The following is a 20080-nucleotide window of genomic DNA, read 5'->3' as shown; positions in this document are numbered from 1 at the left end:
GGGCCGCAGCGCAGCCGATCCCTCTGTGGCGTGTGTCACCCGAGGTGAATACCGTTGGCAAGGAAGCGGGTCAGCGTCGAACTCGCCGCCGAGGAGGTCGCCAGTGGCCGACACACCGACACCGGTTCGCATCGGGGTGGTCGCCGAGCGCGCGCCGGGAGAACGCAGGGTCGCGCTCGTGCCCACACATGTCAAGCGGCTCACCGGGCGGGGCCTGCGGGTGATCTGCGAACCCGGCGCGGGCTCCGGCGCGTGGCACAGCGACGAGGACTACCGCGACGCCGGTGCGGAGCTGGGGGATCCCTGGTCCGCCGACGTCGTGCTCACGGTGACGCCGCCGGACGCCTCCGAGCTGCGACGGCTCTCTCCCGGTTCGGTGCTCGTCGGTTTCCTCTCACCGGCGACCCGCTCGGAGGAGATCGCCGCTCTGCGCAGGGCGGGGGTCCACGCCCTCGCGGTGGAGGCGGTGCCCCGCATCTCGCGGGCACAGAGCATGGACGCCCTGTCATCGCAGGCGAGCGTCGCGGGGTACCGGGCCGCGCTGCTCGCGGCGGCACGGCTGCCCCGCTTCTTCCCCATGCTCACCACAGCGGCAGGCACCATCGCGCCCGCCTCGGTTCTCGTCCTCGGTGCGGGCGTGGCCGGTCTCCAGGCGCTCGCCACTGCCAAGCGCCTCGGCGCGAGGACCACGGGCTACGACGTGCGCCCCGAGGTCGCCGACCAGGTGCGGTCCGTCGGAGCGGCCTGGCTCGACCTGGGAGTCACGGCCGAGGGTGAGGGCGGTTACGCCCGCGAGCTGACGACCGATGAGCGCGCACGGCAACAACACCGCCTCACCGAGGCGATCTCCGGATTCGACGCCGTCATCACCACGGCGCAGGTACCGGGCCGCAGGGCCCCGATCCTGGTCACCGCGGAAGCGGTCCGGGGTATGCGGCCCGGCAGCGTGGTGGTGGATCTCGCGGGCGAGTCGGGAGGTAACTGCGAACTCACCGTTCCCGGCGAGGAAACCGTGGTGCACGACGTGACGATCTGCTCACCGCTCAACCTGCCCTCGGAGGGCGCCGTGCACGCCAGTGAGCTGTATTCCCGCAACCTCGTCGAGCTGCTCGGACTGTTGCTCGACGAGGAGGGACGCCTTTCGCTCGACACCGGCGACGAGATCCTCGCCGGTGCGTGCGTCACCGCGACCGACGAGGAGGCCCACTGATGCTGGTCCAGAACCTTGCGGTGCTCGTGCTCGCGGGCTTCGTCGGCTACCTGGTGATCTCGAAGGTGCCGACCACCCTGCACACACCGTTGATGTCCGGAACCAACGCCATCCACGGCATCGTGCTCCTCGGTGGTCTCGTCGTGCTCGGCCTCGGCACGGAGGGTGTGCTCAACAAGATCCTGCTCGTGCTCGCCATCGCGTTCGGCACGATCAACGTCGTCGGCGGTTTCCTCGTGACCGACCGGATGCTCGCCATGTTCAAGCGGAGACCGGAGTCGCAGGGTGACGGCGGCTCGTCCCGGGGAGACCGCTCATGAGCACGGTCGCCGCCGTCGGCTACATCATCGCGTTCGCCCTGTTCGTCCTCGGCCTCATGGGGCTCACGGGACCGAGGACGGCGGTCAGGGGCAACTGGATCGCGGCGGCAGGCATGGCCGTCGCGATCGTCTCGACGCTGCTGCTGCCCGGGATGGGCGAGTGGTGGCTGATCGTGCTCGGCCTTGTGCTGGGGGCCGCGGTGGGCATCCCCGCTGCCCGGCGCGTGAAGATGACCGCGATGCCGCAGATGGTGGCGTTGTTCAACGGGGTCGGCGGCGGTGCCGTCGCGCTCATCGCGTGGGCCGAGTTCCGGGACACCGCCGGGTACCTCGGGCTTCCGCTGTACGTCGCCGTGGCCTCGCTCTTCGCCGCGATCATCGGCTCGGTGTCGTTCTGGGGGTCGCTGATCGCCTTCGGGAAGCTCCAGGGCTGGCTGCCGTCGCGTCCGGTGACGATCGGGGTGTTGCACCGGCCGATCACCATCGTGGCTCTCGCGGCCTCGGCGGGGTACGCGATCGCGGTGATGGCCGGTGCGACGTCGGGGTGGCTCGTCATCGGGGTCCTCGTGTCGGCGGCCTTCTTCGGTGTGCTCATGGTGCTGCCGATCGGTGGCGCGGACATGCCGGTCGTGATCTCGATGCTGAACGCCGCCACCGGGCTGTCCGCCGCCGCGATGGGGCTCGCGCTCGACAACACGGCCCTCATCGTGGCAGGCATGCTCGTCGGAGCGTCCGGTTCGATCCTCACCAACCTCATGGCCAAGGCGATGAACCGCTCGCTCGTGTCGATACTCGCGGGCGGGTTCGGCGCGACGGCGGTCTCGGCGCAGGCCCACGGTGACGATCGTCCCGTGCGATCCACCAGCGCCTCGGACGCCGCCATCCAGCTCGCCTACGCCAACCGGGTCGTCGTCGTGCCCGGCTACGGCATGGCCGTGGCACAGGCCCAGCACGCGGTCAGGGAGATGGCCGACCTCCTGCGGGGCAAAGGTGTCGAGATCAGCTACGCCGTCCACCCCGTCGCAGGCAGGATGCCCGGCCACATGAATGTGCTCCTCGCGGAGGCGGACGTGCCGTACGAGGCGTTGAAGGACCTCGACGAGAGCAACGCCCTGCTGCCGCAGGCCGATGTGGCACTGGTGATCGGTGCCAACGACGTCGTCAACCCCTCGGCCCGCACCGACCCGGGGTCGCCGATCTACGGGATGCCCGTCCTCGATGTGGTGTCGAGCAAGTCGGTCATCGTACTCAAGCGATCGATGGGCGCGGGATTCGCCGGTATCGACAACGCACTGTTCACCGATCCCAGGACCAGCATGCTGTTCGGCGATGCGAAGTCGTCGGTGTCCGATGTGGTCGGTGAGCTGAAGAATCTCTGACGGCTCAGCTCACGGGAGCGGAAAAGCGCACCTCGGGTATCGGGTCCGGCTTGACAGGCACCGTGACGGACGAGGCGGAGCGGCGCAGGATCTGCGCCGTCGGCTGGGTGTTCCGCTCACGCGGGGCGTGCTGTACCACCGTGGAGGATCTGCCGTGAGTGGGCTCGGGGCTTCTCCGGCGGCTCGCCGGCCTCGGTGCGCGCGGGGTGGTCGCGCGCCGGAGCGGTGTCGGACCGTCCACCAGCGCGCGCTTGCGCCTGCGGCCTCCCGTACGCCGCGCGTGCGCGGCATAGCGGAGAAGCACGTCGCGGAGGTGGTCCGCGTGCTCGGCAGTCAGGTCGATCTCGTAGGCGACGCCGTCGAGCGCGAAGAACACGGTCTCCCTCGCCGGTTCGCCCGTGATGTCGTCCACCGTGTGGATCGCTGCACTCCTGGCCAAGCGGGACCTCCACCCGTCACGTCGAGACTCTTGTGCGCCGTACAGGATAGCGACGCCGCCACGGGGCGAAGCGGCGGTGTGCGCTGGCGGAGATGTCGTGGTGCGCATGGCGCACATCCTGGCGAACATCCGTCGCGATCACGGGACCTCCGCGCACTGCGGGCACCGGGGCCTCGGACGACACTCGGACTGTGAACACCGAGAGCACCGAGAGCACCGAGGACATCGAGGACACCGACGTCGTCGTCATCGGCGGAGGTGCCGTCGGCGAGAACGTCGCCGCGAGGGCGGTCCGGGGTGGCCTGCGCACCGTGCTGGTCGAGCGCGAGCGGCTGGGTGGTGAGTGCTCGTACTGGGCATGCATCCCGAGCAAGGCCTTGCTCCGGCCTGGCAACGCCCTGGCCGCGGCGCGGCGGGTGCGGGGCGTCCGGAGCGAAGGCGGGCTCGACGAGCAGGCGGTGTTCCGGCGAAGGGATGCCTTCGTGTCCCACTGGGACGACGGTGGTCAGGTGCGATGGGCAGAGGACGCCGGTATCACCGTCGTGCGCGGGACGGCCCGGCTTTCCGGGGAACGCGAGGTCACGGTGGAGGGTCGTGGCGTCGTCCGCGCCGCCCACGCGGTGGTGGTGTGTACCGGCAGCACGCCGGTCGTCCCGCAAATACCCGGCATCGCCGACGTGCCGGTGTGGACCTCCCGCGAGGCGACCTCGGCATCGACGGTGCCGCAATCCCTCGCCGTGCTCGGTGGCGGTGTGGTCGGTGTGGAGATGGCCCAGGCGTGGGCCCGTCTCGGTGCGCGGGTCGAACTGCTCGAACTCGGTGACCGCCTGCTGTCACACCTGCCTGGGTTTGCCGGTGAGGCGGTGGCCGAGGGGCTTCGCGCCGACGGTGTGAGGGTCCGGCTCGGCACCGCCGTCAGTCGCGTGGCGGTGGCAGGCGGCGGTGTGCGGATCGAGTCGGACGACGGTTCGCGCATCGCGGTGGAACGCCTGCTCGTCGCCACGGGTCGTAAACCCGCCACCACCGGCCTCGGGCTCGAAACGGTCGGGCTGACACCGGGAGGCAGGCTCAGCGTGGACGACACCGGACTTGTGTCCGGTGTGGACGGACGATGGCTGTACGCGGCTGGCGATGTCACGGGGCGCGCACCGGTGACGCACCAGGGCAAGTACGCGGCACGGGTCGTCGGCGACGTCGTCGCGGCCCGCGCCAGGGGAGAGGACGTGCGCCCCGAACCGTGGAGCGGGTACGCCGCCACGGCCGACCATCGAGCCGCGACCCAGGTGGTGTTCACCGACCCCGAGGTCGCCTCCGTCGGCTTGCCCGAACCGGGGCAGGAGTCCCACCGTGCCGTGGACCTCGACGTCGCCGTGGCAGGGGCGGCACTGCACGCCGACGGCTACGAGGGGCGGGCGCGGCTGGTGGTGGACACCGAGCGGGAGATCGTTCTCGGGGCGACGTTCGTCGGCCAGGACGTCGCCGAGCTGCTGCACGCGGCCACTGTCGCGATCGTCGGTGAGGTGCCGCTGCGGCGGCTGTGGCACGCGGTACCCGCCTTTCCCACCATCAGCGAGGTCTGGTTGCGGCTGCTGGAGGAGTACGGCTTGTGAGCGGTGACGGGTGGCGGAGCAAAGGGTGTTGACCCGGCACATCAGGGGCGGTGAGGTCGCCGGTCAGCGCAGCGGAAGATCGAGCGCGGCGGCGGCGACCCTGGTGGCTGTCCCTTCGCTGCCGCTCGGAGCTTCCTGTGAGGTGTGGTGTGCCAGCACCATCCGGACCGTCGCCCCGTCTCTGCGGCTGGCAAAGGAGGCGCCCTCGAATGTCGGATGCATGCCTGCCCAGCGCTGCGTTTCCGTGGCGACGTCGGTGAGCACGCCGGTGCCCGGTGTGGCGGTCACCTGCTCGAACTCACCGGCCAGCGCGGCGTCGGGGAACGTGACGGCGCCGACCGAGACCGCGAAGGTACGGCCCTCCACCGTGGCGGTGAAACTTCCCCTGAGCACCTCCAAACAGCCGTGTTCCAGCAGGAACGACTGCATATCGCCCACGGCGTGATGCGGTGCGCACCGGCTCGCGCTGTCCCGCGCCACGGGGTCGAAGCGCACACCGCCCGCGTGCACGGCCGGATGGCCGTTCGAGGGCGGTTCGACGGAGGCGGGAGTCGGGGAGTCTTGAGAGGTCAGCGCCAAGAACGCCATCGTGACCGCCACGACGAGCAGTGCGGCGGCCGCCAGTGCGGCAGCCGGGCGGATCCGGCGGCCCCGTTCGCGCGGCGCCCTCACGGGCACGGTCGCGGAGCCACCCGTCCAGGGAGCGGGAATAACCGCCTGGGGTGGGTCAGGAGCGGCAGGGGTGGTGAAACCCTCGGCCAGCAGCACGGCGTCGTCGAGGTCCGTCGCGGAGGGGGCGACATCGCGCAGCACCGCGCGGGCCTGCTCGGTGGAGAGAAGCCGTTCGGGCACCGGAAGTGCCTCGGCCGCCGTCAGGAAGGACCCCGCGGTGGGGAAAACCACGCGCACAGGACCGGCGAGATCCTCAGGCGGCTGTTCGACGGTCTCCACGTAGGGGCCGACCGCGATGACCACACCGACGGCGATGGAGGGGTCCAGAGCATGGACCCGGTCGGCGAGACGTCCCGCGAGCGCGAGGGCTTTGAGGCCCGGATTGACGTCGGCCTTCTCCGCAGCCCCTTCGACGCCTCGGACAAGGGGCCAGCCGTCGGCCTTCCACGCCCCGTTGAGGGGCGCGGTGAGAGTCATGGCCGGATCTGGAAGATCGACACCGACGACCACGAGGACGCCACGCGGGAGCACCAGCACGGCATCGATCTCGATACCGGATTCGGGTGGCGTCACGCCGAGTACCGCCACGCCGCCGACGACGGTGTCGCCCCTTCCCAGGGACGCGACGGCCGCCCGAATGTCGTCGGAGACCCGGGCGGGTCTCGTGGGAAACCGGACGACTCGCACGTGGCCCCTCCCTCACCGGCTGTCTCGATATGCGTTTATAGCCGACCCCGCCTCGACGCACCGCGCAGTATGAGCGCACCGTAACCGGCGCGGTGATTACGGTCACCGAAATGGCGGCTACCGTTCGGTATTGGGTGTGAGTAGCGAGTGTGGTGGCCACTCGCCGCGATCTGCCCGGCGTAGAGTTGGCGCGCTCGAATTGAGCATTTCGCCTAGCAGGACGGCACCGTGGTGTGATTTCTGGTGCTCATGTGGCCAAACGGGTGAGGCGCGTGCAGAATAACGAGGGAGTCGCCGCGGGTTGATTAATCCGCTTCACGGACGAGGTCGTAGGGGAAGACGCCCCTCGTCGAGTAGCGGAGGTCAGCAGTGAGCACTCGTGGCGTTGTGTACGTCCACTCGTCGCCGTCTGCGGTTTGCCCGCACGTCGAGTGGGCGATTTCCGGTGCGCTCGGTGGCCGGGTCGATCTCCAATGGACGGCCCAGCCCGCGGCGCCCGGTCAATTGCGCGCCGAATGTGACTGGCGCGCGCCCGTGGGTACCGGTGGCAAGCTCGCCGCTGCTCTGAAGGCGTGGCCGATGGTGCGTTTCGAGATCACCGAGGAGCCGAGCCCCGGAGTGGACGGACAGCGATTCTGCTACGCGCCCGGCCTGGGGTTGTGGCATGCCCGCACGAGCGCCAACGGCGACATCGTGGTGGGTGAGGATCGCCTGCGCAGCCTGGTGTCAAAAAGCCGTGCCGGTGAGCAACTCGCCCACGAACTCGACAAAGTGCTCGGGTCGAGCTGGGACGAGGCACTCGAACCGTTCCGGCACGCGGGTGACGGCGCGCCCGTCACCTGGCTTCACCAGGTGGGCTGACCTTTCGCGGCAGGCCCGCACGCCCCGAAGTACAGCGGACAGCGCCGAAAGGCCACCTCGGGGAGCGTCGTCGGACGCTGCCGAGGTGGCCTTCCTGCGTGGTCTCAGGGCTGCGGGCCGCCCTTACGCCTTCTGGTACAGCAGTGCCGTGTTGTGGCCGCCGAAGCCGAACGAGTTGCTGATGGCCGCGGTGAGGTCGATCTTGCGGGGCTCGCCGGACACGACGTCCAGCTGCACCTTCGGATCGAGGTTCTCCAGGTTCAGCGTGGCAGGCACGATGCCGTGGTAGATCGACAAGATCGTTACGATGCTCTCGACGGCGCCCGCGCCGCCCACCAGGTGTCCGAGTGCGCCCTTCGGAGCCGTCACCACAGGGTGGTCGCCGACAGCCTTGCGGATCGCCGCGGCTTCGCCGACGTCACCGACGACCGTGGAGGTGGCATGGGCGTTGACGTGGCCCACGTCGGAGCCCGAGAGGTCGGCCATCCGCATGGCCTGCGTCATCGCGGCGATCTGGCCGATGCCCTCGGGATGGTTTCCCGTGATGTGGTAGGCGTCGGACGTGATGCCGTAACCCCCCAGCCGTGCGTACACCCGTGCACCACGCGCGGCTGCCCTGTCAGCACGCTCCAGCACCACCGCACCGGCGCCCTCGCCGAGGACGAAACCGTCACGGTGGGCGTCGAACGGCCGCGACGCCCGCTCGGGCTCGTCGTTTCGGGTCGAGACGGTGCGTGCCTGCGCGAACCCCGCGATGGTGATCGGGGCGATGCAGGCCTCCGCGCCACCCGCGACCACGACGTCGGCACGCCCCGACTGGATCATCTGAACGCCGACGGCGATTCCCTCGGCACCCGACGCGCACGCCGAGGCCGGGGAATGCACCCCGGCTCGGGCCAGCAGGTCGATGCCCACGTGCGCGGCTGGCCCGTTGGGCATCAACATCGGCACCGTCAGCGGTGACACCTTCCGGATGCCGTGCTGCTCCAGCAGGTCGTCCTGGTTCAGCAGCGTGACAGGACCCCCGATCCCCGAGCCGATCGAGACGCCGAGCCGCTCGGGATCGACGTCCTGCGACTCGTGCGTCGGCGGCTCGAAACCGGCGTCGGCCCACGCCTCGCGCGCGGCGAGCAGGGCGACCTGCTCACAACGGTCGAGCCTGCGGGCCTGCACGCGCGGGATCTTCACCGTCGGCTCCTCGGCGAGCACGGCGCCGATCTTCACCGGCAGGTCGATCCTCTCGACCCACTCGGCGTCGAGGGTGCGGACCCCGCTCCGGCCCTCAAGCAGACCGTCCCAGGTCGAGGGGACGTCCGCACCGAGCGGTGTGGTTGCGCCGAGGCCGGTGATCACGACGTCGATGTTGCTCATTGGTGTCTCCCCGAGGTGTCTAGCGAGAAGCTCTACTTCGCGTTGGCCGCGACGTAGTCCACGGCGTCGCCCACCGTCTTCAGGTTGGCCAGCTCGTCGTCCGGGATCTTCACACCGAACTTGTCCTCGGCCTGCACGGCGATCTCGACCATGGACAGCGAGTCGATGTCGAGGTCGTCCACGAAGGACTTCTCCGAGGTGACGTCGTCGGCTGCCACACCGGCGACCTCCTCGACGATCTCGCCGAGGCCTGCCAGGATCTCGTTCTTGTCTGCCACTGGGTTTCCTTTCTGCGGTTTTCGCTTTTCGAGTCGCGACGGGTCTTGCGCCGTCGGCGTCAGTGGTACCACGTGGTGGTCAGGGGCAGACGAGCACTTGCCCCGCGTAGGAAAGTCCCGCCCCGAAGCCGACGGTCAGCACGACGTCGCCGCGCTTCACAGTGCCGGCGGCGCGCATGTGATCGAGCGCCATCGGGATGGACGCCGACGAGGTGTTGCCCGAGTACCGGATGTCGTCGGCCACGACCATGTCGTCGCGCGCGCCCTTCGCGCGCAGCCGCTTGGCGATGGCCTCGACGATGCGCAGGTTGGCCTGGTGAGGGATGAGTACGTCGATGTCGGACAATTCCAGTCCAGCCAGCTCGACGGCCCGCATCGCCACCGGGGCGATCTGCGTCGTCGCCCAGCGGAACACTGGCTGGCCTTCTTGGAAGATGTAGCGGTTGTCCCGCATGTAGATCATGTCAACGAGATCGCCCGCGCTGCCCCATGCCACGGGGCCGATACCGGGTTCCTCGGAAGGCCCGACGAGCGCCGCGCCTGCTCCGTCGGCGAAGATGATCGCCGTCGAACGATCGGCCGGGTCAACGACATCGGTGAGTTTCTCGGCGCCGATCACGAGCACCTTCCTCGCCGATCCGGCCCGGATGAGGTCGGAGGCGACGCCGAGGCCGTAGCAGAACCCGGCGCACGCGGCGTTGAGGTCGAACGCGCCAGCTGCCTTGATGCCGATGCGGTCGGCCACCTGTGCCGCCGCGTTCGGGATGGGCGCGGGCATGGTGCAGTTCGGCACGATGACCGTGTCCACTTCGGACGGGGCGACTCCCGCGTCGGCGAGTGCCTTCGCTCCCGCCGTGACGGCCATATCGACCAGCCGCTCGTCCTCCGCGGCGAACCGGCGCTCGACGATGCCGACGCGGTCCCTGATCCACTGGTCGTTGGTGTCCATGTGCTCGGACAGCTCGTCGTTCGTGACGATCCGGTCGGGCTGCGTGCTGCCGACCCCGAGCACTCTCGTGGCCTTCGCGCCCTGCGCGAGCGTGAGCGTCGGACGGCTCATGCCAGCTCCTCGAGGTTCGCGGGCGCCTTCACGGCGAACGGAATGGTGACGGTGCCCTTCAGCTCCCTCTTCACGAGCCCTGTCAGGGTTCCCGCAGGGGGCAGCTCGATCGTCCGCTCGACTCCCAGCTGGGCGAGCGTGTGCATTGTCAGGTCCCACCGCACGGGACGGGTCACCTGGGAGACGAGCCTGTCGAGGTACTTCGCCCCGCTGGAGATCAGGCCGCCGTCGGCGTTGGAGAGCAGGGGCCGCGTGGGGTCGGACGGCGTGAGCTTGCTCGCGTGGACGCGCAGGGCCTCCTCGGCCGAGGCCATGTACTTCGTGTGGAACGCGCCTGCCACCTTCAGTGCCCTGACCTTGGTGCCGGGCAGCGGTTCGGCCACGATACGTTCGATGGCGTCGGCCGCTCCGGAGGCGACGATCTGGCCAGCGCCGTTCTGGTTGGCGGCCTCCAGCCCGTTGTCACGCAGCCAGGCCACGACTTCGTCGGGAGCACCGAGCATCACGGCGGCCATGCCCGTCGGCTCGGCCGCACACGCGGCTGCCATCTCGGCGCCACGCACGGCGGCCAGCGCCACGGCGTCGTTCGCGGTGAGCACACCGGCGATGGCCGCGGCGGCCAGCTCACCCACCGAGTGGCCGGCGACCGGAGCGTCGGCGGGCAGCCTCGCGGGCAGGTACTCGAACGCGAGAAGCGACGCGGCGACGATGAGCGGCTGGGCGACCGCGGTGTCCTGGATCTCCTCGGCGGTGGCCTCGGTGCCGAGGTGTACGAGATCGAGACCGCAGTTCTCCGACCACTGCGCGACGCGGTCGCGCGCTCCGTCGAGTTCGAGCCAGGGCGAAAGCATGCCGGGGTTCTGGGAACCCTGTCCGGGGCAGAGGAGAGCGGTGGTCACTCCTGTAGGGAACACGGATCGTGGTGTCCGGTGGCATGCCTCCCAGTCACCAAGTCCTTCGAATCGGGTTGTGGACTCCCTACAAAGAGCGACCCTATGGTGTGTGATGCGCGCGACGTTGTGTCGCGCCTCACCGATTCGGAGAGACGGCGATCACCACAAGCCCCGGGAGCGGGCCAACCGTCCCACGGTCAGGGCAGTCCGCAGCACGAGCGCGTCGCGAGGGTCGGCGGCGTTGCGCCCGGTGAGTTCGGCGGCCTTCTTCAAGCGGTATCGCACGGTGTTGGGGTGAACGAACAACTGGCGGGCACACGTTTCGAGCACCCCACCGGTCTCCAGATAGGTCTCGATCGTCTCCAGCAGCGCCGGACCCGCCTGTTCGAGCGGTCGGGCGATCTCCTCGACGAGCACCCGCTCCGCTTCCGCGTCGCCCGCGAGCGCACGCTCCGGCAGCAGATCGATCGACCGCGCTGGGCGCGGCGCCGAGGGCCAGCCGACGACGGCCCTCAGGCCGGAGAGCGCCTCCGCTGCGCTGCGGTGTGCCTCGGCGAGGCTGCCGACCGTGGGGCCCGCGACGACAGGGCCCTCGGCGAACGCGGTGGCGAGTGCTGGCAGGATCTCCGCGTCCTTCGCCGTGCCCTCCGTCGGACCGGCCACCACGACGACCAGCCGTGAACCCTGCACCCCGAGCAGCACCGGCCTGCCGACGCGGGCCGCCTTGCTGCGCACCTCGAACACCACGGAGGGAGGATCGTCCGACGGCGGGTTACCCACCAGGACGGTGGCGTCGGCGGCGGGGTCCCAGCCCAGTGCCGCGGCCCGCGAGAGCACGGATTCCTCGGCGTCTCCCCGGACGACGCCGTCCACGACGAGCGCCTCGAGGCGGGCGTCCCACGCGCCCCTTGCCTCCGCAGCCGCGGCGTAGGAGTTGGCCGCCGCGAACGCGATCTCCCTGCCGTAGCGGAGGATGCCCTCGGTGAGCGCGGCGCGCTCGGACTCGTCGGCGGCGAACCGGGGCAGCTGCTCCTCGAACACGTCAACGGCGAGGCGGACGATCTCGACGGTCTGGCGGAGGCTGATCCAGCGGGAGAGCTCCCTCGGCGCGGAGCGGAACGCCTCGGTGGTCAGCTTGAGGGCCTCCTGCGAGTCGCGCATCCATCTGACGAACCCGGCCGCGCCTGCCTGGGTGATCAGCAGAATGCTCGCGCGCTGGTCGGCGGGCATCCTCGTGAACCAGGGCAGTCGTTCCTCGATGGCGGCGACGCTCGCCTTGGCGAGCCGCCCCGAGGCACGTTCCAGCGCGCGAAGCGTCGCCTCGGACAGTTCGTGCCGAGACGGCGAGCGCTGCGGCGGCGGGTTCGCCGGGACCTGAGAACGTTCGGTGGACATGCTGGTGCCGAATCCTACGCGGGGACGTCCGGAAAGCCTGGACCGCACGGCCGAGGTACTCCGGAAGCCGCCGAGGGCTTCAGAAGGGGCAGAGACGAGACCGCCCGGCGCGCCGTGTTCGAGCGCGCCGGGCGGTCTCACTTCCCCGGTCCCCACCGGTGTATCCACTATGGACTTCCAGATCATCGCCCGCCACCGGACTCACCCGTTCGTGAGTTCCGGTGACGGAGATTCTGAGCATCCACATCGGACACCCGGAGGGGTCACGCCACGCCGGAGTCCGAGGTCTGTGGGCCCGCGGCCATGACGTCGTGGATCTGGTACTTCCGCGCGGCCTCGACGACCTTGTCCTGCGGTACCTCGCCTCGGCGGGCGAGCATGGTGAGCACCCCGACCGTGATCGACTCGGCATCGACGAGGAAGTGACGGCGCGCGGCGGGACGGGTGTCCGAGAACCCGAAACCGTCGGTGCCGAGCGTGAGCATGTCGCCGGGCACCCAGGGGCGGATCAGGTCGGGCACGGCGCGCATCCAGTCGGAGACGGCCACCACGGGGCCCTCCGTGCCGGACAGCGTCCGCGTCACGTACGGCACCCTTGGCGAGTCGGCGGGGTGGAGGAAGTTGTCGCGATCGACCTCGACGGCCTCCCTGCGCAGCTCCGTCCACGAGGTGGCCGACCACACGTCGGCGCCCACGTTCCACTCCTCGGCCAGCATCCGCTGCGCCCTTAGCGCCTCGGGCATGGTCACGCCCGACACGAGAAGCTGCGCCTTCGGCCCCGTTCCCTCGGGAGCCTGCCTGTAGAGGTAGAGGCCCTTGAGCAGGCCGTCCACATCGAGGTTCTCCGGCTCGGCAGGCTGCTGGTACGGCTCGTTGTACACGGTGAGGTAGTAGAAGACGTTCTCACCGTTGCCGTCCGGTCCCGTCTCGCCGTACATGCGGCGCAGGCCGTCACGGACGATGTGGGCGATCTCGAACGACCACGCGGGGTCGTAGGCCACCACGGCCGGGTTGGTCGCCGCCAGCAACTGGGAGTGCCCGTCCGCGTGCTGGAGGCCCTCGCCGGTGAGCGTGGTCCTGCCTGCAGTGGCTCCGAGGACGAAGCCACGCGCCATCTGGTCGGCGGCGGCGTACAGCCCGTCGCCCGTGCGCTGGAAGCCGAACATCGAGTAGAAGATGTAGATCGGGATCATCGGCTCGCCGTGCGTGGCGTACGACGTGCCCGCCGCGGTGAACGACGCCGTCGAGCCCGCCTCGTTGATGCCCTCGTGCAGGAGTTGCCCGTGTTCCGACTCCTTGTAGGCGAGCATCAACTGCGCATCGACCGACGTGTAGTTCTGCCCCTGCGGGTTGTAGATCTTCGCCGTCGGGAACATCGAGTCGAGGCCGAACGTCCGCGCCTCGTCGGGGATGATCGGCACGAGCCGGTGCCCGACCTCCGGGTCCTTCGCCAGCTCACGGACCAGCCGCACGAACGCCATCGTGGTGGCCACGTCCTGCTTGCCCGAGCCCTTCCTGATGGCCTCGTACACCTTGTCGCCGGGCAGCACGAGCGGCTTGGCGTTCGACCTGCGCTCCGGCAGGTAGCCACCGAGTGCCTGCCTGCGACCCTTCAGGTACTGGATCTCGGGCGAGTCCTCACCCGGGTGGTAGTACGGCGGAAGCTTCGGGTCCCGCTCCAGCTCCTCGTCGCTGATCGGGATGCGCTGGGCGTCCCGGAACAGCTTGAGGTCGTCGAGCGTCAGCTTCTTCATCTGGTGGGTGGCGTTGCGGCCCTCGAAGGCCGGGCCGAGCCCGTAACCCTTGATCGTGTGGGCGAGGATCACCGTGGGCTGGCCGTGGTGTTCCATCGCCGCCTTGTACGCGGCGTAGACCTTGCGGTAGTCGTGGCCGCCGCGCTTGAGGTTCCAGATCTGGGTGTCGGTGAGGTTCTTCACCAGCTCCTTCGTGCGGGGGTCGCGACCGAAGAAGTGCTCTCTCACGTACGCGCCGTCGTTGGCCTTGTAGGTCTGGTAGTCGCCGTCCGGTGTCTGGTTCATGAGGTTGACCAGCGCGCCGTCGCGGTCGGCGTGCAGCAGCGCGTCCCACTCACGGCCCCAGATGACCTTGATGACGTTCCAGCCCGCGCCTCGGAAGTACGCCTCCAGCTCCTGGATGATCTTGCCGTTGCCGCGGACGGGCCCGTCGAGCCGCTGAAGGTTGCAGTTGATGACGAACGTGAGGTTGTCGAGCCCCTCGCCCGCCGCGACGTGGATGAGGCCGCGCGACTCGGGCTCGTCCATCTCGCCGTCGCCGAGGAAGGCCCAGACGTGCTGGTCGCTGGTGTCCTTGATGCCGCGCGCGTGCAGGTAACGGTTGAACCGCGCCTGGTAGATCGCGTTCATGGGGCCGAGCCCCATCGACACCGTGGGGTACTCCCAGAAGTCCGGCATCAGTCTCGGGTGCGGGTACGACGGGAGGCCGCCGCCTTCGCCCGCGTGGGAGAGTTCCTGCCGGAACCCGTCGAGTTGCTCGGCGGTGAGCCGTCCTTCGAGGAACGCCCTCGCGTAGATGCCGGGGGAGGCGTGACCCTGGATGAAGATCTGATCGCCGCCGCCTGAATGGTCCTTGCCGCGGAAGAAGTGGTTGAAGCCCACCTCGTAGAGCGCCGCGGAGGAGGCGTAGGTCGAGATGTGTCCGCCGACGCCGACACCTGGCCGCTGTGCCCTGTGCACCATGATCGCGGCGTTCCAGCGGATGAACGCGCGGTAGCGGCGCTCCAGTTCCTCGTCGCCGGGGAACCACGGCTCGTTCTCCGTGGGAATGGTGTTGACGTAGTCGGTTGTCGTGAGCGGGGGCACGCCCACATTGCGCTCACGGGCGCGCTCCAGCATCCTCAGCAGCAGGTACCTCGCGCGCTGTTGACCGCCCCTCGCCAGTGCGGCGTCGAAGGAGTCGAGCCATTCCGACGTCTCCTCCGGGTCGATGTCGGGCAAGTGCGCCGCCAGTCCGTCGCGGATGACGCGGACACGCGCCGGTGCTCCCTGGCCGGAGGCGCCTGCGGTGGCGCCGCGCCCGGCCTCGTCGTTCTGGGGGGCCAAGGGATCTCCTCGCCAGTTTTCGGGTTGCTTCGAGTTTGTTGTTGCCATCGTGGCCGTGGACACGGTCTCCGTCAGCCGCTACTCTGCGGTAACATTGAGCTGTTCGTAACACCGTGCGACACGCGGTCGATCCTGTGTGATGCTCCGCGTTGGCCGCCTCTTCCAGCCTAGTTCAGGTGGTGGGGCTCGGGGCTGTCCGGATTCGGGAGAATCGTGCCCCGCCTGCGGGCCGGTGTCCCCGGCCCCCTTAACCTCAGGCCTTGGGGCTGAGGGCTCCGGTGTGGACGGTTGCGCTCCGCGCCGTTGCGGTGTTCGCTATGCCCATCCGTGTACGTCGTGCGGTCGGTCGCGAAGAGTGAGCGGCCGGAAGCGGACCGCACCTATCCAGTTGGAGGAGTGAGAAGCCGTGGTCGCCGCGGGAGACGCTGACCAGAACAGCGTCGCCGAAAAGCTCGGGATCAAGCCGGACATGGTGGTCCAGGAGCTGGGCTGGGACGAAGACGTCGATGAGGAGGTCCGCGCCGCCGTCGAGGCTCGCATCGGTGGTGAGCTGCTCGACGAGGACGCCGACGAAGTCATCGATGTCGTGCTGCTCTGGTGGCGCGACGGCGACGGAGACCTCGGGGACGCGCTCGTGGACGCCCGCGTGCCGCTCGACGAGAACGGGGTGGTCTGGGTGCTGACCCCGAAGACGGGTCAGCCCGGTCACGTCGAGCCGAGCGAGATCGCCGAGGCGGTGCCCACGGTCGGGATGTCGCAGACCTCCAACCTGAGTATCGGCCACGGCTGGACCGCGACGAGACTCGTGCCGAGGTCCACGTCACGTCGCTAGAGGTCCGGCCCCCGTTCGCTCGTCCCGGCAGCGCGATAGGGTTTGCCCGGCACTCGCGTCGGTGGATGAGACCATCGCGCCGCGCGCAGTGGCCGGATGTCGAGCCGTACTGTCGGACAAGCGAAAGGTTGTCGTGCCCATGGCCGTCGAGGTCGGTACCCAGGCCCCGGACTTCACGCTCAACGACTACAACAAGCAACAGGTCACGCTGTCGTCGTTCCGCGGCGACAAGCCGGTGCTGCTCGTCTTCTACCCGTTCGCCTTCAGCGGTATCTGCCAGGGCGAACTGTGCCAGCTGCGCGACGAGTTCGACCAGTACCCCGGCGTGCAGGTGCTCGGCGTCTCCGTGGACACGCCGTTCGCGCTGAAGGCGTGGGCCGAGCAGCAGGGCTACCAGTTCCCCCTGCTGTCGGACTTCTGGCCGCACGGCGAGGTGGCGAAGGCGTACGGTGTGTTCAACGAGCAGGCCGGCCTCGCGCTGCGGGGTACCTTCCTGATCGACACCGAGGGTGTCGTGCGGTTCGCCGAGGTGAACCAGCCGGGTGAGGCGCGTGACCAGGCGGCCTGGAAGAAGGCGATCGCCGACCTGGGCTGATGGTCGGGCACGCCGGATCGATGGCGGTCCCCGCGCACCATGCGCGGGGGACTCAGGGCGCATAGCTCAGCGGGAGAGCACCTGCCTTACAAGCAGGGGGTCGCAGGTTCGAACCCTGCTGCGCCCACCGGACAGGGGCCGACCAGGGAAAACCTTGTCGGCCCCTTCGTCGATGTCGTAACGGCCTTCCGCCGCGCAGGTCGCGTGCCGTTCCTCCCCGTGTCCTTTTCGTGACACCGCGGTATGGGCGGACGAAACCCGAGGCCTTATTCTCGTCGCCGAGACGTGACGTCAACCGTGAAGGCTGCTGTGCACACTGTCGGCGACGCGGCAGGAGACCCGGCTCGCGAGCCAGGGCCGGTCCGGCCGTACCTTGAAGATCTTCCGCTGGAGCTTTGGGATTCGGACGACACGGCCGAGTCCAGACCGGCTTCCACGCGGAGATCGCGGTGGCGCGCCGCGCTTCCCGTCGCCGTGGCTCTCGCGCTTGCCTGCGTGTTCGTCGCCGTCCTGCCGTCTCTCGGTGAACCAGACCAGGCGCAGCCCGCCGCTCCGGTGTCTGGCGACAGCGTCCCTTCCCTCGCGTCGATCGGCGACAACCGCCTGCTGAGAAGCGGCACGGAGCTGGCCGACGTGCGGTGCGAACTGCCGCCACTGCGCGGGGAACAGGAGCGGCTGCACGCGTTCTACACCGCCGAATTGCGGTGCCTGGAACGCGCCTGGAAACCGGCGTTGGCACGCTCCGGCGTCCCGTTCGCTCCGGTGGTCGTCAACATCACCGACGACCCGGTGACCGCGTGCGGCGAGCTGCCTCCCGCAGACCAGGCCACCGGGCTGTATTGCGCGGAGGACGCCACCATCTACCTGCCGCGTGCCCGCACTCTGGAGGCGTTCGGACTCACCGAGGAAGCACACATCGCCACCCTCGCCCACGAGTACGGCCACCACGTGCAGCACCTCAGCGGCATACTGGCCGACGCGAACAGGCAGCTGAGCCGCTATCCCTCCGGCAGCCCGCCCGATCGGGAACTGGGCAGGCGCGTCGAGTTGCAGGCGAACTGTTTCGCAGGAGCTTTCCTCGCCAGCGCCTCGGGAAGAGGGTCGATCACGGACGACCTCGGTGACGCCGCGGTAAACGACTTCCGCAACTGGGTGGACAGCGAGACGCACGGCACCAGCGAGACTCAGCGGAAGTGGGCCGCTCGTGGGTTCCGCGATGGCGACATGGGGCAGTGCAACACGTGGTACGCGCCGAGCGAGGACGTCGCGTAACAGCCGATCACGGCAGGATCGGCAGCGGTGCCGCCTGCCCGGTGGCGCTGTCGATCAAGGCGGCGCTGGTCACGCGCACGGTCAGCGGGAGGATCTCGTAGACCGCTGCCGCGACGAGGGGAAGTTGCCGCGTCGTCGATCTCGTGGCCACCGAGGAGTGCGGCAGCCAGCGGTCCAGCGCGTAGTGACGGTGAACGCGGGCTCCCGTGCCGATCACGGCGCGGAGTACGGCCTGCTGCCGCGCGAGCAGGCCCGCGGGAGGAGCGGGCACGAGCGCGACTCTGCCCCGGCGAAACGTCGCCATCGCGTCGAAGGTGAGATCTGAAGGACCGTGGTCGCGCAGCGCACCGACAGCCGCGTGGACGGCGGCGAAGTCCCAGTCGAGGAGGACGACGTACGACAGGTGCGGGTGATGCCTGCCGTGCGTGTGGGTTTGCAGCGTCGCGACACCGGCGGCCTCCAGCCGCGACCACAGCCCACGGAGCGCGCGCTCGGAACGCCGGTCGAACAGCAGGCAAACGCCCAATGCCACGCCGAAAACCCTACGGTGCCGCGGGCGCACTCGCCGTTTCGCGCCGGAACACCCGGGTACACGAAAGGTTTGAGCGGCACCTTTCACACCGCAGGAGGAGGCTGCCATGACTCGTCCAGCTCCCGCAGGCAGCCTGCGGAGACGAGGACTACAGCCCGTCCAGATGCTGGCGGGTCTCATTGGCGTTGTCTACCTGGCGATCGGCATCATCGGGCTCGTGATCACCGGGTTCGGTGGATTTGGGGACGCCAGTCACAGCACCCTGTGGCTTTTCTCGATCAACCCGCTCCACAACGTCTTTCACATCGTGATCGGTTTGATCGGTGTGCTGATGGCGTTGACGTCCACGATGGCGAGGGTCTACGGCTGGCTGCTGCTCGCCGTCTTCGGAGTGCTGTTGCTGTGGGGCCTCGCCATCACGGGCGTGTTCGCGGAGAACCCCGTGGAGGGGCTCGGTAACCCGTTCGCGCTCAACACGGCGGACAACTGGCTGCATCTGGGGACGGCGTTGCTGGGGCTCGTCCTCGCTGTGATGCCGGCCCGCAAGAAGGTCGTCGAGACGAGGGGCGAGCAGCCGGGTCCCGTCTCTGAGACCGGCGGGACCGGTGCGGACGACAGTGCGCGAGGGACTCGCAGGCACGCACCAGGGCGGCGGATGTGGCGCCGCGGCGCAGCACACTGATCTCTCCGGGGACAGCGCGGGCACCGGAACACGCGGACGCACGGGCTGCGGCCTTCCAGCTCACCACGTGCGGACATGCGCGCGGACCGCGGACACGGGGTGTCTCGCGGACGTCAGTCCTCTTCGATGACGTGGGCGAGTACGCAGGTGATGTTGTCGGGGCCGCCGCCATCGTTGGCGAGGCCGATGAGCGAGCGAACGGCGTCGTCAGGGGACGCGGCACCGGTGACCACGTCCGCGAGCACCCGCTGAATCTCGGGCGGCTTGACGACGTCGGTGAGCCCGTCGGAGCAGAGCAGGTAGACGTCATCGGCCTCGGCGGTGTGCTCGGAGATGTCGGGCTCGGCAGGCACACCGGCCAGCAGCGCTCGCACCAGCACGGAGCGGCTCGGGTGGCGTTCGGCCAGTTCCGGAGTGAGCCGCCCCTGATCGACAAGGGCCTGGACCATCGTGTGGTCGTGGGTGAGCTGGGTCAGCGTGCCACCGCGGAGCTGGTAGCAGCGTGAGTCGCCGATGTGCCCGAGCGCGAATCGCGGGCAGTCCCACAACATCGCCGTGACCGTGGTGCCCATGCCGGTGAGAGCGGGGTCGTCGGCGACCCGCTCGTCCAGCCGGGACGCGGCGACGCCGATCGCCTCCGCCAGTTCCTCCCCGAGGTGAACATCGCCGAGGTCCTCATCAGCGAGGCGAGTGTCGAGCTCTTCGAGCGCGGTGACAGCCTCGGCGCTGGCGACCTCGCCTGCGGCGTGACCGCCCATCCCGTCGGCGACGGCGAGCAGCCGGACGGTCGCGTAGGCGGAGTCCTCGTTCCCGCCACGGTGTCGCCCCACATCGGAGGCCGCGGCGTAGCGGAGGGTGAGGGCCTGGTGGTGTGTCATGAGTGCAGTGAACCATTGCTCGGCGAGCGGCGAC

At 69.4% G+C, this 20080-nt stretch carries 19 protein-coding genes and 1 tRNA gene; 10 read left to right on the top strand and 10 right to left on the bottom strand.

Translation table 11 applies throughout. The features are described from left to right. The first annotated feature begins 103 nt into the window (after positions 1-103). The 3 genes from SACXIDRAFT_RS04635 to SACXIDRAFT_RS04625 are packed head-to-tail and all read left to right on the top strand — an operon-like array spanning position 104 to position 2909. Positions 104-1210, top strand: a complete 1107-nt coding sequence (locus SACXIDRAFT_RS04635) for an NAD(P) transhydrogenase subunit alpha (RefSeq protein WP_006237327.1) — start codon at positions 104-106, stop codon at positions 1208-1210. Then, positions 1210-1530: an NAD(P) transhydrogenase subunit alpha part 2 gene (locus SACXIDRAFT_RS04630; RefSeq protein ID WP_006237326.1), complete on the top strand. Its 321-nt coding sequence runs from the start codon at positions 1210-1212 to the stop codon at positions 1528-1530. The genes SACXIDRAFT_RS04635 and SACXIDRAFT_RS04630 overlap by 1 nt, the downstream gene beginning before the upstream one ends. After that, positions 1527-2909, top strand: coding sequence for an NAD(P)(+) transhydrogenase (Re/Si-specific) subunit beta (locus SACXIDRAFT_RS04625; RefSeq protein ID WP_006237325.1), 1383 nt, complete (start codon positions 1527-1529; stop codon positions 2907-2909). Before SACXIDRAFT_RS04630 ends, SACXIDRAFT_RS04625 begins: the two co-directional genes overlap by 4 nt. A 4-nt stretch (positions 2910-2913) precedes the next feature. On the opposite strand, the gene SACXIDRAFT_RS04620 is transcribed toward SACXIDRAFT_RS04625, so the two are convergent. Then, positions 2914-3348, bottom strand: coding sequence for an Lsr2 dimerization domain-containing protein (locus tag SACXIDRAFT_RS04620; protein ID WP_006237324.1), 435 nt, complete (start codon positions 3346-3348; stop codon positions 2914-2916). Between the two features lie 191 nt (positions 3349-3539). Here SACXIDRAFT_RS04620 and SACXIDRAFT_RS04615 point away from each other — a divergent pair, with 191 nt between their 5' ends. Beyond that, the gene (locus SACXIDRAFT_RS04615; RefSeq protein ID WP_006237323.1) at positions 3540-4958 is read left to right on the top strand and encodes a dihydrolipoyl dehydrogenase family protein; all 1419 of its coding nucleotides are present in this window, start codon (positions 3540-3542) and stop codon (positions 4956-4958) included. A 63-nt stretch (positions 4959-5021) separates the two neighbouring features. On the opposite strand, the gene SACXIDRAFT_RS04610 is transcribed toward SACXIDRAFT_RS04615, so the two are convergent. Further along, complete coding sequence (locus SACXIDRAFT_RS04610; protein ID WP_006237322.1) at positions 5022-6317, bottom strand: hypothetical protein; 1296 nt, start codon at positions 6315-6317, stop codon at positions 5022-5024. A 369-nt stretch (positions 6318-6686) separates the two neighbouring features. Here SACXIDRAFT_RS04610 and SACXIDRAFT_RS04605 point away from each other — a divergent pair, with 369 nt between their 5' ends. Continuing rightward, positions 6687-7178: a DUF3145 domain-containing protein gene (locus tag SACXIDRAFT_RS04605; protein ID WP_006237321.1), complete on the top strand. Its 492-nt coding sequence runs from the start codon at positions 6687-6689 to the stop codon at positions 7176-7178. 123 nt (positions 7179-7301) lie between these two features. Here the strand turns inward: SACXIDRAFT_RS04605 and SACXIDRAFT_RS04600 are convergent, their stop codons facing one another. The 6 genes from SACXIDRAFT_RS04600 to aceE form a co-directional block, all read right to left on the bottom strand. Then, positions 7302-8549 carry a beta-ketoacyl-[acyl-carrier-protein] synthase family protein gene (locus SACXIDRAFT_RS04600; protein WP_006237320.1) on the bottom strand — a complete coding sequence of 416 codons (1248 nt, stop codon included), beginning with the start codon at positions 8547-8549 and terminating at the stop codon, positions 7302-7304. Between the two features lie 32 nt (positions 8550-8581). Then, complete coding sequence (locus tag SACXIDRAFT_RS04595; protein WP_006237319.1) at positions 8582-8827, bottom strand: acyl carrier protein; 246 nt, start codon at positions 8825-8827, stop codon at positions 8582-8584. Positions 8828-8906: 79 nt separating this feature from the next. Further along, positions 8907-9887: a beta-ketoacyl-ACP synthase III gene (locus SACXIDRAFT_RS04590; protein WP_006237318.1), complete on the bottom strand. Its 981-nt coding sequence runs from the start codon at positions 9885-9887 to the stop codon at positions 8907-8909. Further along, positions 9884-10786 (bottom strand): ACP S-malonyltransferase, encoded by a 903-nt coding sequence (locus SACXIDRAFT_RS04585; protein WP_269730131.1) that lies wholly within the window; start codon positions 10784-10786, stop codon positions 9884-9886. The genes SACXIDRAFT_RS04590 and SACXIDRAFT_RS04585 overlap by 4 nt, the downstream gene beginning before the upstream one ends. Before the next feature lie 153 nt (positions 10787-10939). Further along, entirely contained in the window at positions 10940-12175 is a 1236-nt protein-coding gene (locus SACXIDRAFT_RS04580; RefSeq protein WP_040922043.1) for a PucR family transcriptional regulator, read from the bottom strand. A gap of 263 nt (positions 12176-12438) precedes the next feature. Then, a complete protein-coding gene (gene aceE / locus SACXIDRAFT_RS04575) occupies positions 12439-15255 on the bottom strand; it encodes a pyruvate dehydrogenase (acetyl-transferring), homodimeric type (RefSeq protein WP_006237315.1) in 2817 nt (938 codons plus the stop codon). Positions 15256-15661: 406 nt separating this feature from the next. Here aceE and SACXIDRAFT_RS04570 point away from each other — a divergent pair, with 406 nt between their 5' ends. The 4 genes from SACXIDRAFT_RS04570 to SACXIDRAFT_RS04555 all read left to right on the top strand — a co-directional run bounded on the left by SACXIDRAFT_RS04570 (position 15662) and on the right by SACXIDRAFT_RS04555 (position 17954). After that, positions 15662-16087, top strand: a complete 426-nt coding sequence (locus SACXIDRAFT_RS04570; RefSeq protein ID WP_006237314.1) for a DUF3052 domain-containing protein — start codon at positions 15662-15664, stop codon at positions 16085-16087. 139 nt (positions 16088-16226) lie between these two features. Continuing rightward, positions 16227-16682, top strand: a complete 456-nt coding sequence (locus SACXIDRAFT_RS04565) for a peroxiredoxin (protein WP_006237313.1) — start codon at positions 16227-16229, stop codon at positions 16680-16682. A gap of 55 nt (positions 16683-16737) precedes the next feature. Continuing rightward, positions 16738-16809 (top strand) — tRNA-Val (locus tag SACXIDRAFT_RS04560). 182 nt (positions 16810-16991) lie between these two features. Further along, on the top strand, positions 16992-17954 hold the full coding sequence (locus tag SACXIDRAFT_RS04555; RefSeq protein WP_006237312.1) for a neutral zinc metallopeptidase: 963 nt from the start codon (positions 16992-16994) through the stop codon (positions 17952-17954). Positions 17955-17961: 7 nt separating this feature from the next. Here SACXIDRAFT_RS04555 and SACXIDRAFT_RS04550 read toward each other — a convergent pair whose 3' ends face one another. Continuing rightward, the gene (locus SACXIDRAFT_RS04550; protein ID WP_006237311.1) at positions 17962-18486 is read right to left on the bottom strand and encodes a 2'-5' RNA ligase family protein; all 525 of its coding nucleotides are present in this window, start codon (positions 18484-18486) and stop codon (positions 17962-17964) included. 106 nt (positions 18487-18592) lie between these two features. On the opposite strand from SACXIDRAFT_RS04550, the gene SACXIDRAFT_RS04545 reads away from it, so the two are divergent. Next, positions 18593-19168 carry a DUF4383 domain-containing protein gene (locus tag SACXIDRAFT_RS04545; RefSeq protein ID WP_006237310.1) on the top strand — a complete coding sequence of 192 codons (576 nt, stop codon included), beginning with the start codon at positions 18593-18595 and terminating at the stop codon, positions 19166-19168. Between the two features lie 113 nt (positions 19169-19281). On the opposite strand, the gene SACXIDRAFT_RS04540 is transcribed toward SACXIDRAFT_RS04545, so the two are convergent. Beyond that, positions 19282-20046: a PP2C family protein-serine/threonine phosphatase gene (locus SACXIDRAFT_RS04540; RefSeq protein ID WP_006237309.1), complete on the bottom strand. Its 765-nt coding sequence runs from the start codon at positions 20044-20046 to the stop codon at positions 19282-19284. Between the last annotated feature and the right edge of the window lie 34 nt (positions 20047-20080).

This window comes from Saccharomonospora xinjiangensis XJ-54 (assembly GCF_000258175.1).
In the GTDB taxonomy this organism is placed as follows: domain Bacteria; phylum Actinomycetota; class Actinomycetes; order Mycobacteriales; family Pseudonocardiaceae; genus Saccharomonospora; species Saccharomonospora xinjiangensis.
The sequence above is the reverse complement of the archived record's forward strand: the minus strand, read 5'-3'. Positions and strand labels throughout refer to the sequence as shown.

What these genes read in the sequence shown, in the direction of transcription:
- SACXIDRAFT_RS04600 (WP_006237320.1), bottom strand. Translation starts at nt 8,549, where the DNA reads ATGAGCAACATCGACGTCGTGATCACCGGCCTCGGCGCAACCACACCG.
- SACXIDRAFT_RS04625 (WP_006237325.1), top strand. Translation starts at nt 1,527, where the DNA reads ATGAGCACGGTCGCCGCCGTCGGCTACATCATCGCGTTCGCCCTGTTC.
- SACXIDRAFT_RS04580 (WP_040922043.1), bottom strand. Translation starts at nt 12,175, where the DNA reads ATGTCCACCGAACGTTCTCAGGTCCCGGCGAACCCGCCGCCGCAGCGC.
- SACXIDRAFT_RS04630 (WP_006237326.1), top strand. Translation starts at nt 1,210, where the DNA reads ATGCTGGTCCAGAACCTTGCGGTGCTCGTGCTCGCGGGCTTCGTCGGC.
- SACXIDRAFT_RS04545 (WP_006237310.1), top strand. Translation starts at nt 18,593, where the DNA reads ATGACTCGTCCAGCTCCCGCAGGCAGCCTGCGGAGACGAGGACTACAG.
- SACXIDRAFT_RS04540 (WP_006237309.1), bottom strand. Translation starts at nt 20,046, where the DNA reads ATGACACACCACCAGGCCCTCACCCTCCGCTACGCCGCGGCCTCCGAT.
- SACXIDRAFT_RS04590 (WP_006237318.1), bottom strand. Translation starts at nt 9,887, where the DNA reads ATGAGCCGTCCGACGCTCACGCTCGCGCAGGGCGCGAAGGCCACGAGA.
- SACXIDRAFT_RS04565 (WP_006237313.1), top strand. Translation starts at nt 16,227, where the DNA reads ATGGCCGTCGAGGTCGGTACCCAGGCCCCGGACTTCACGCTCAACGAC.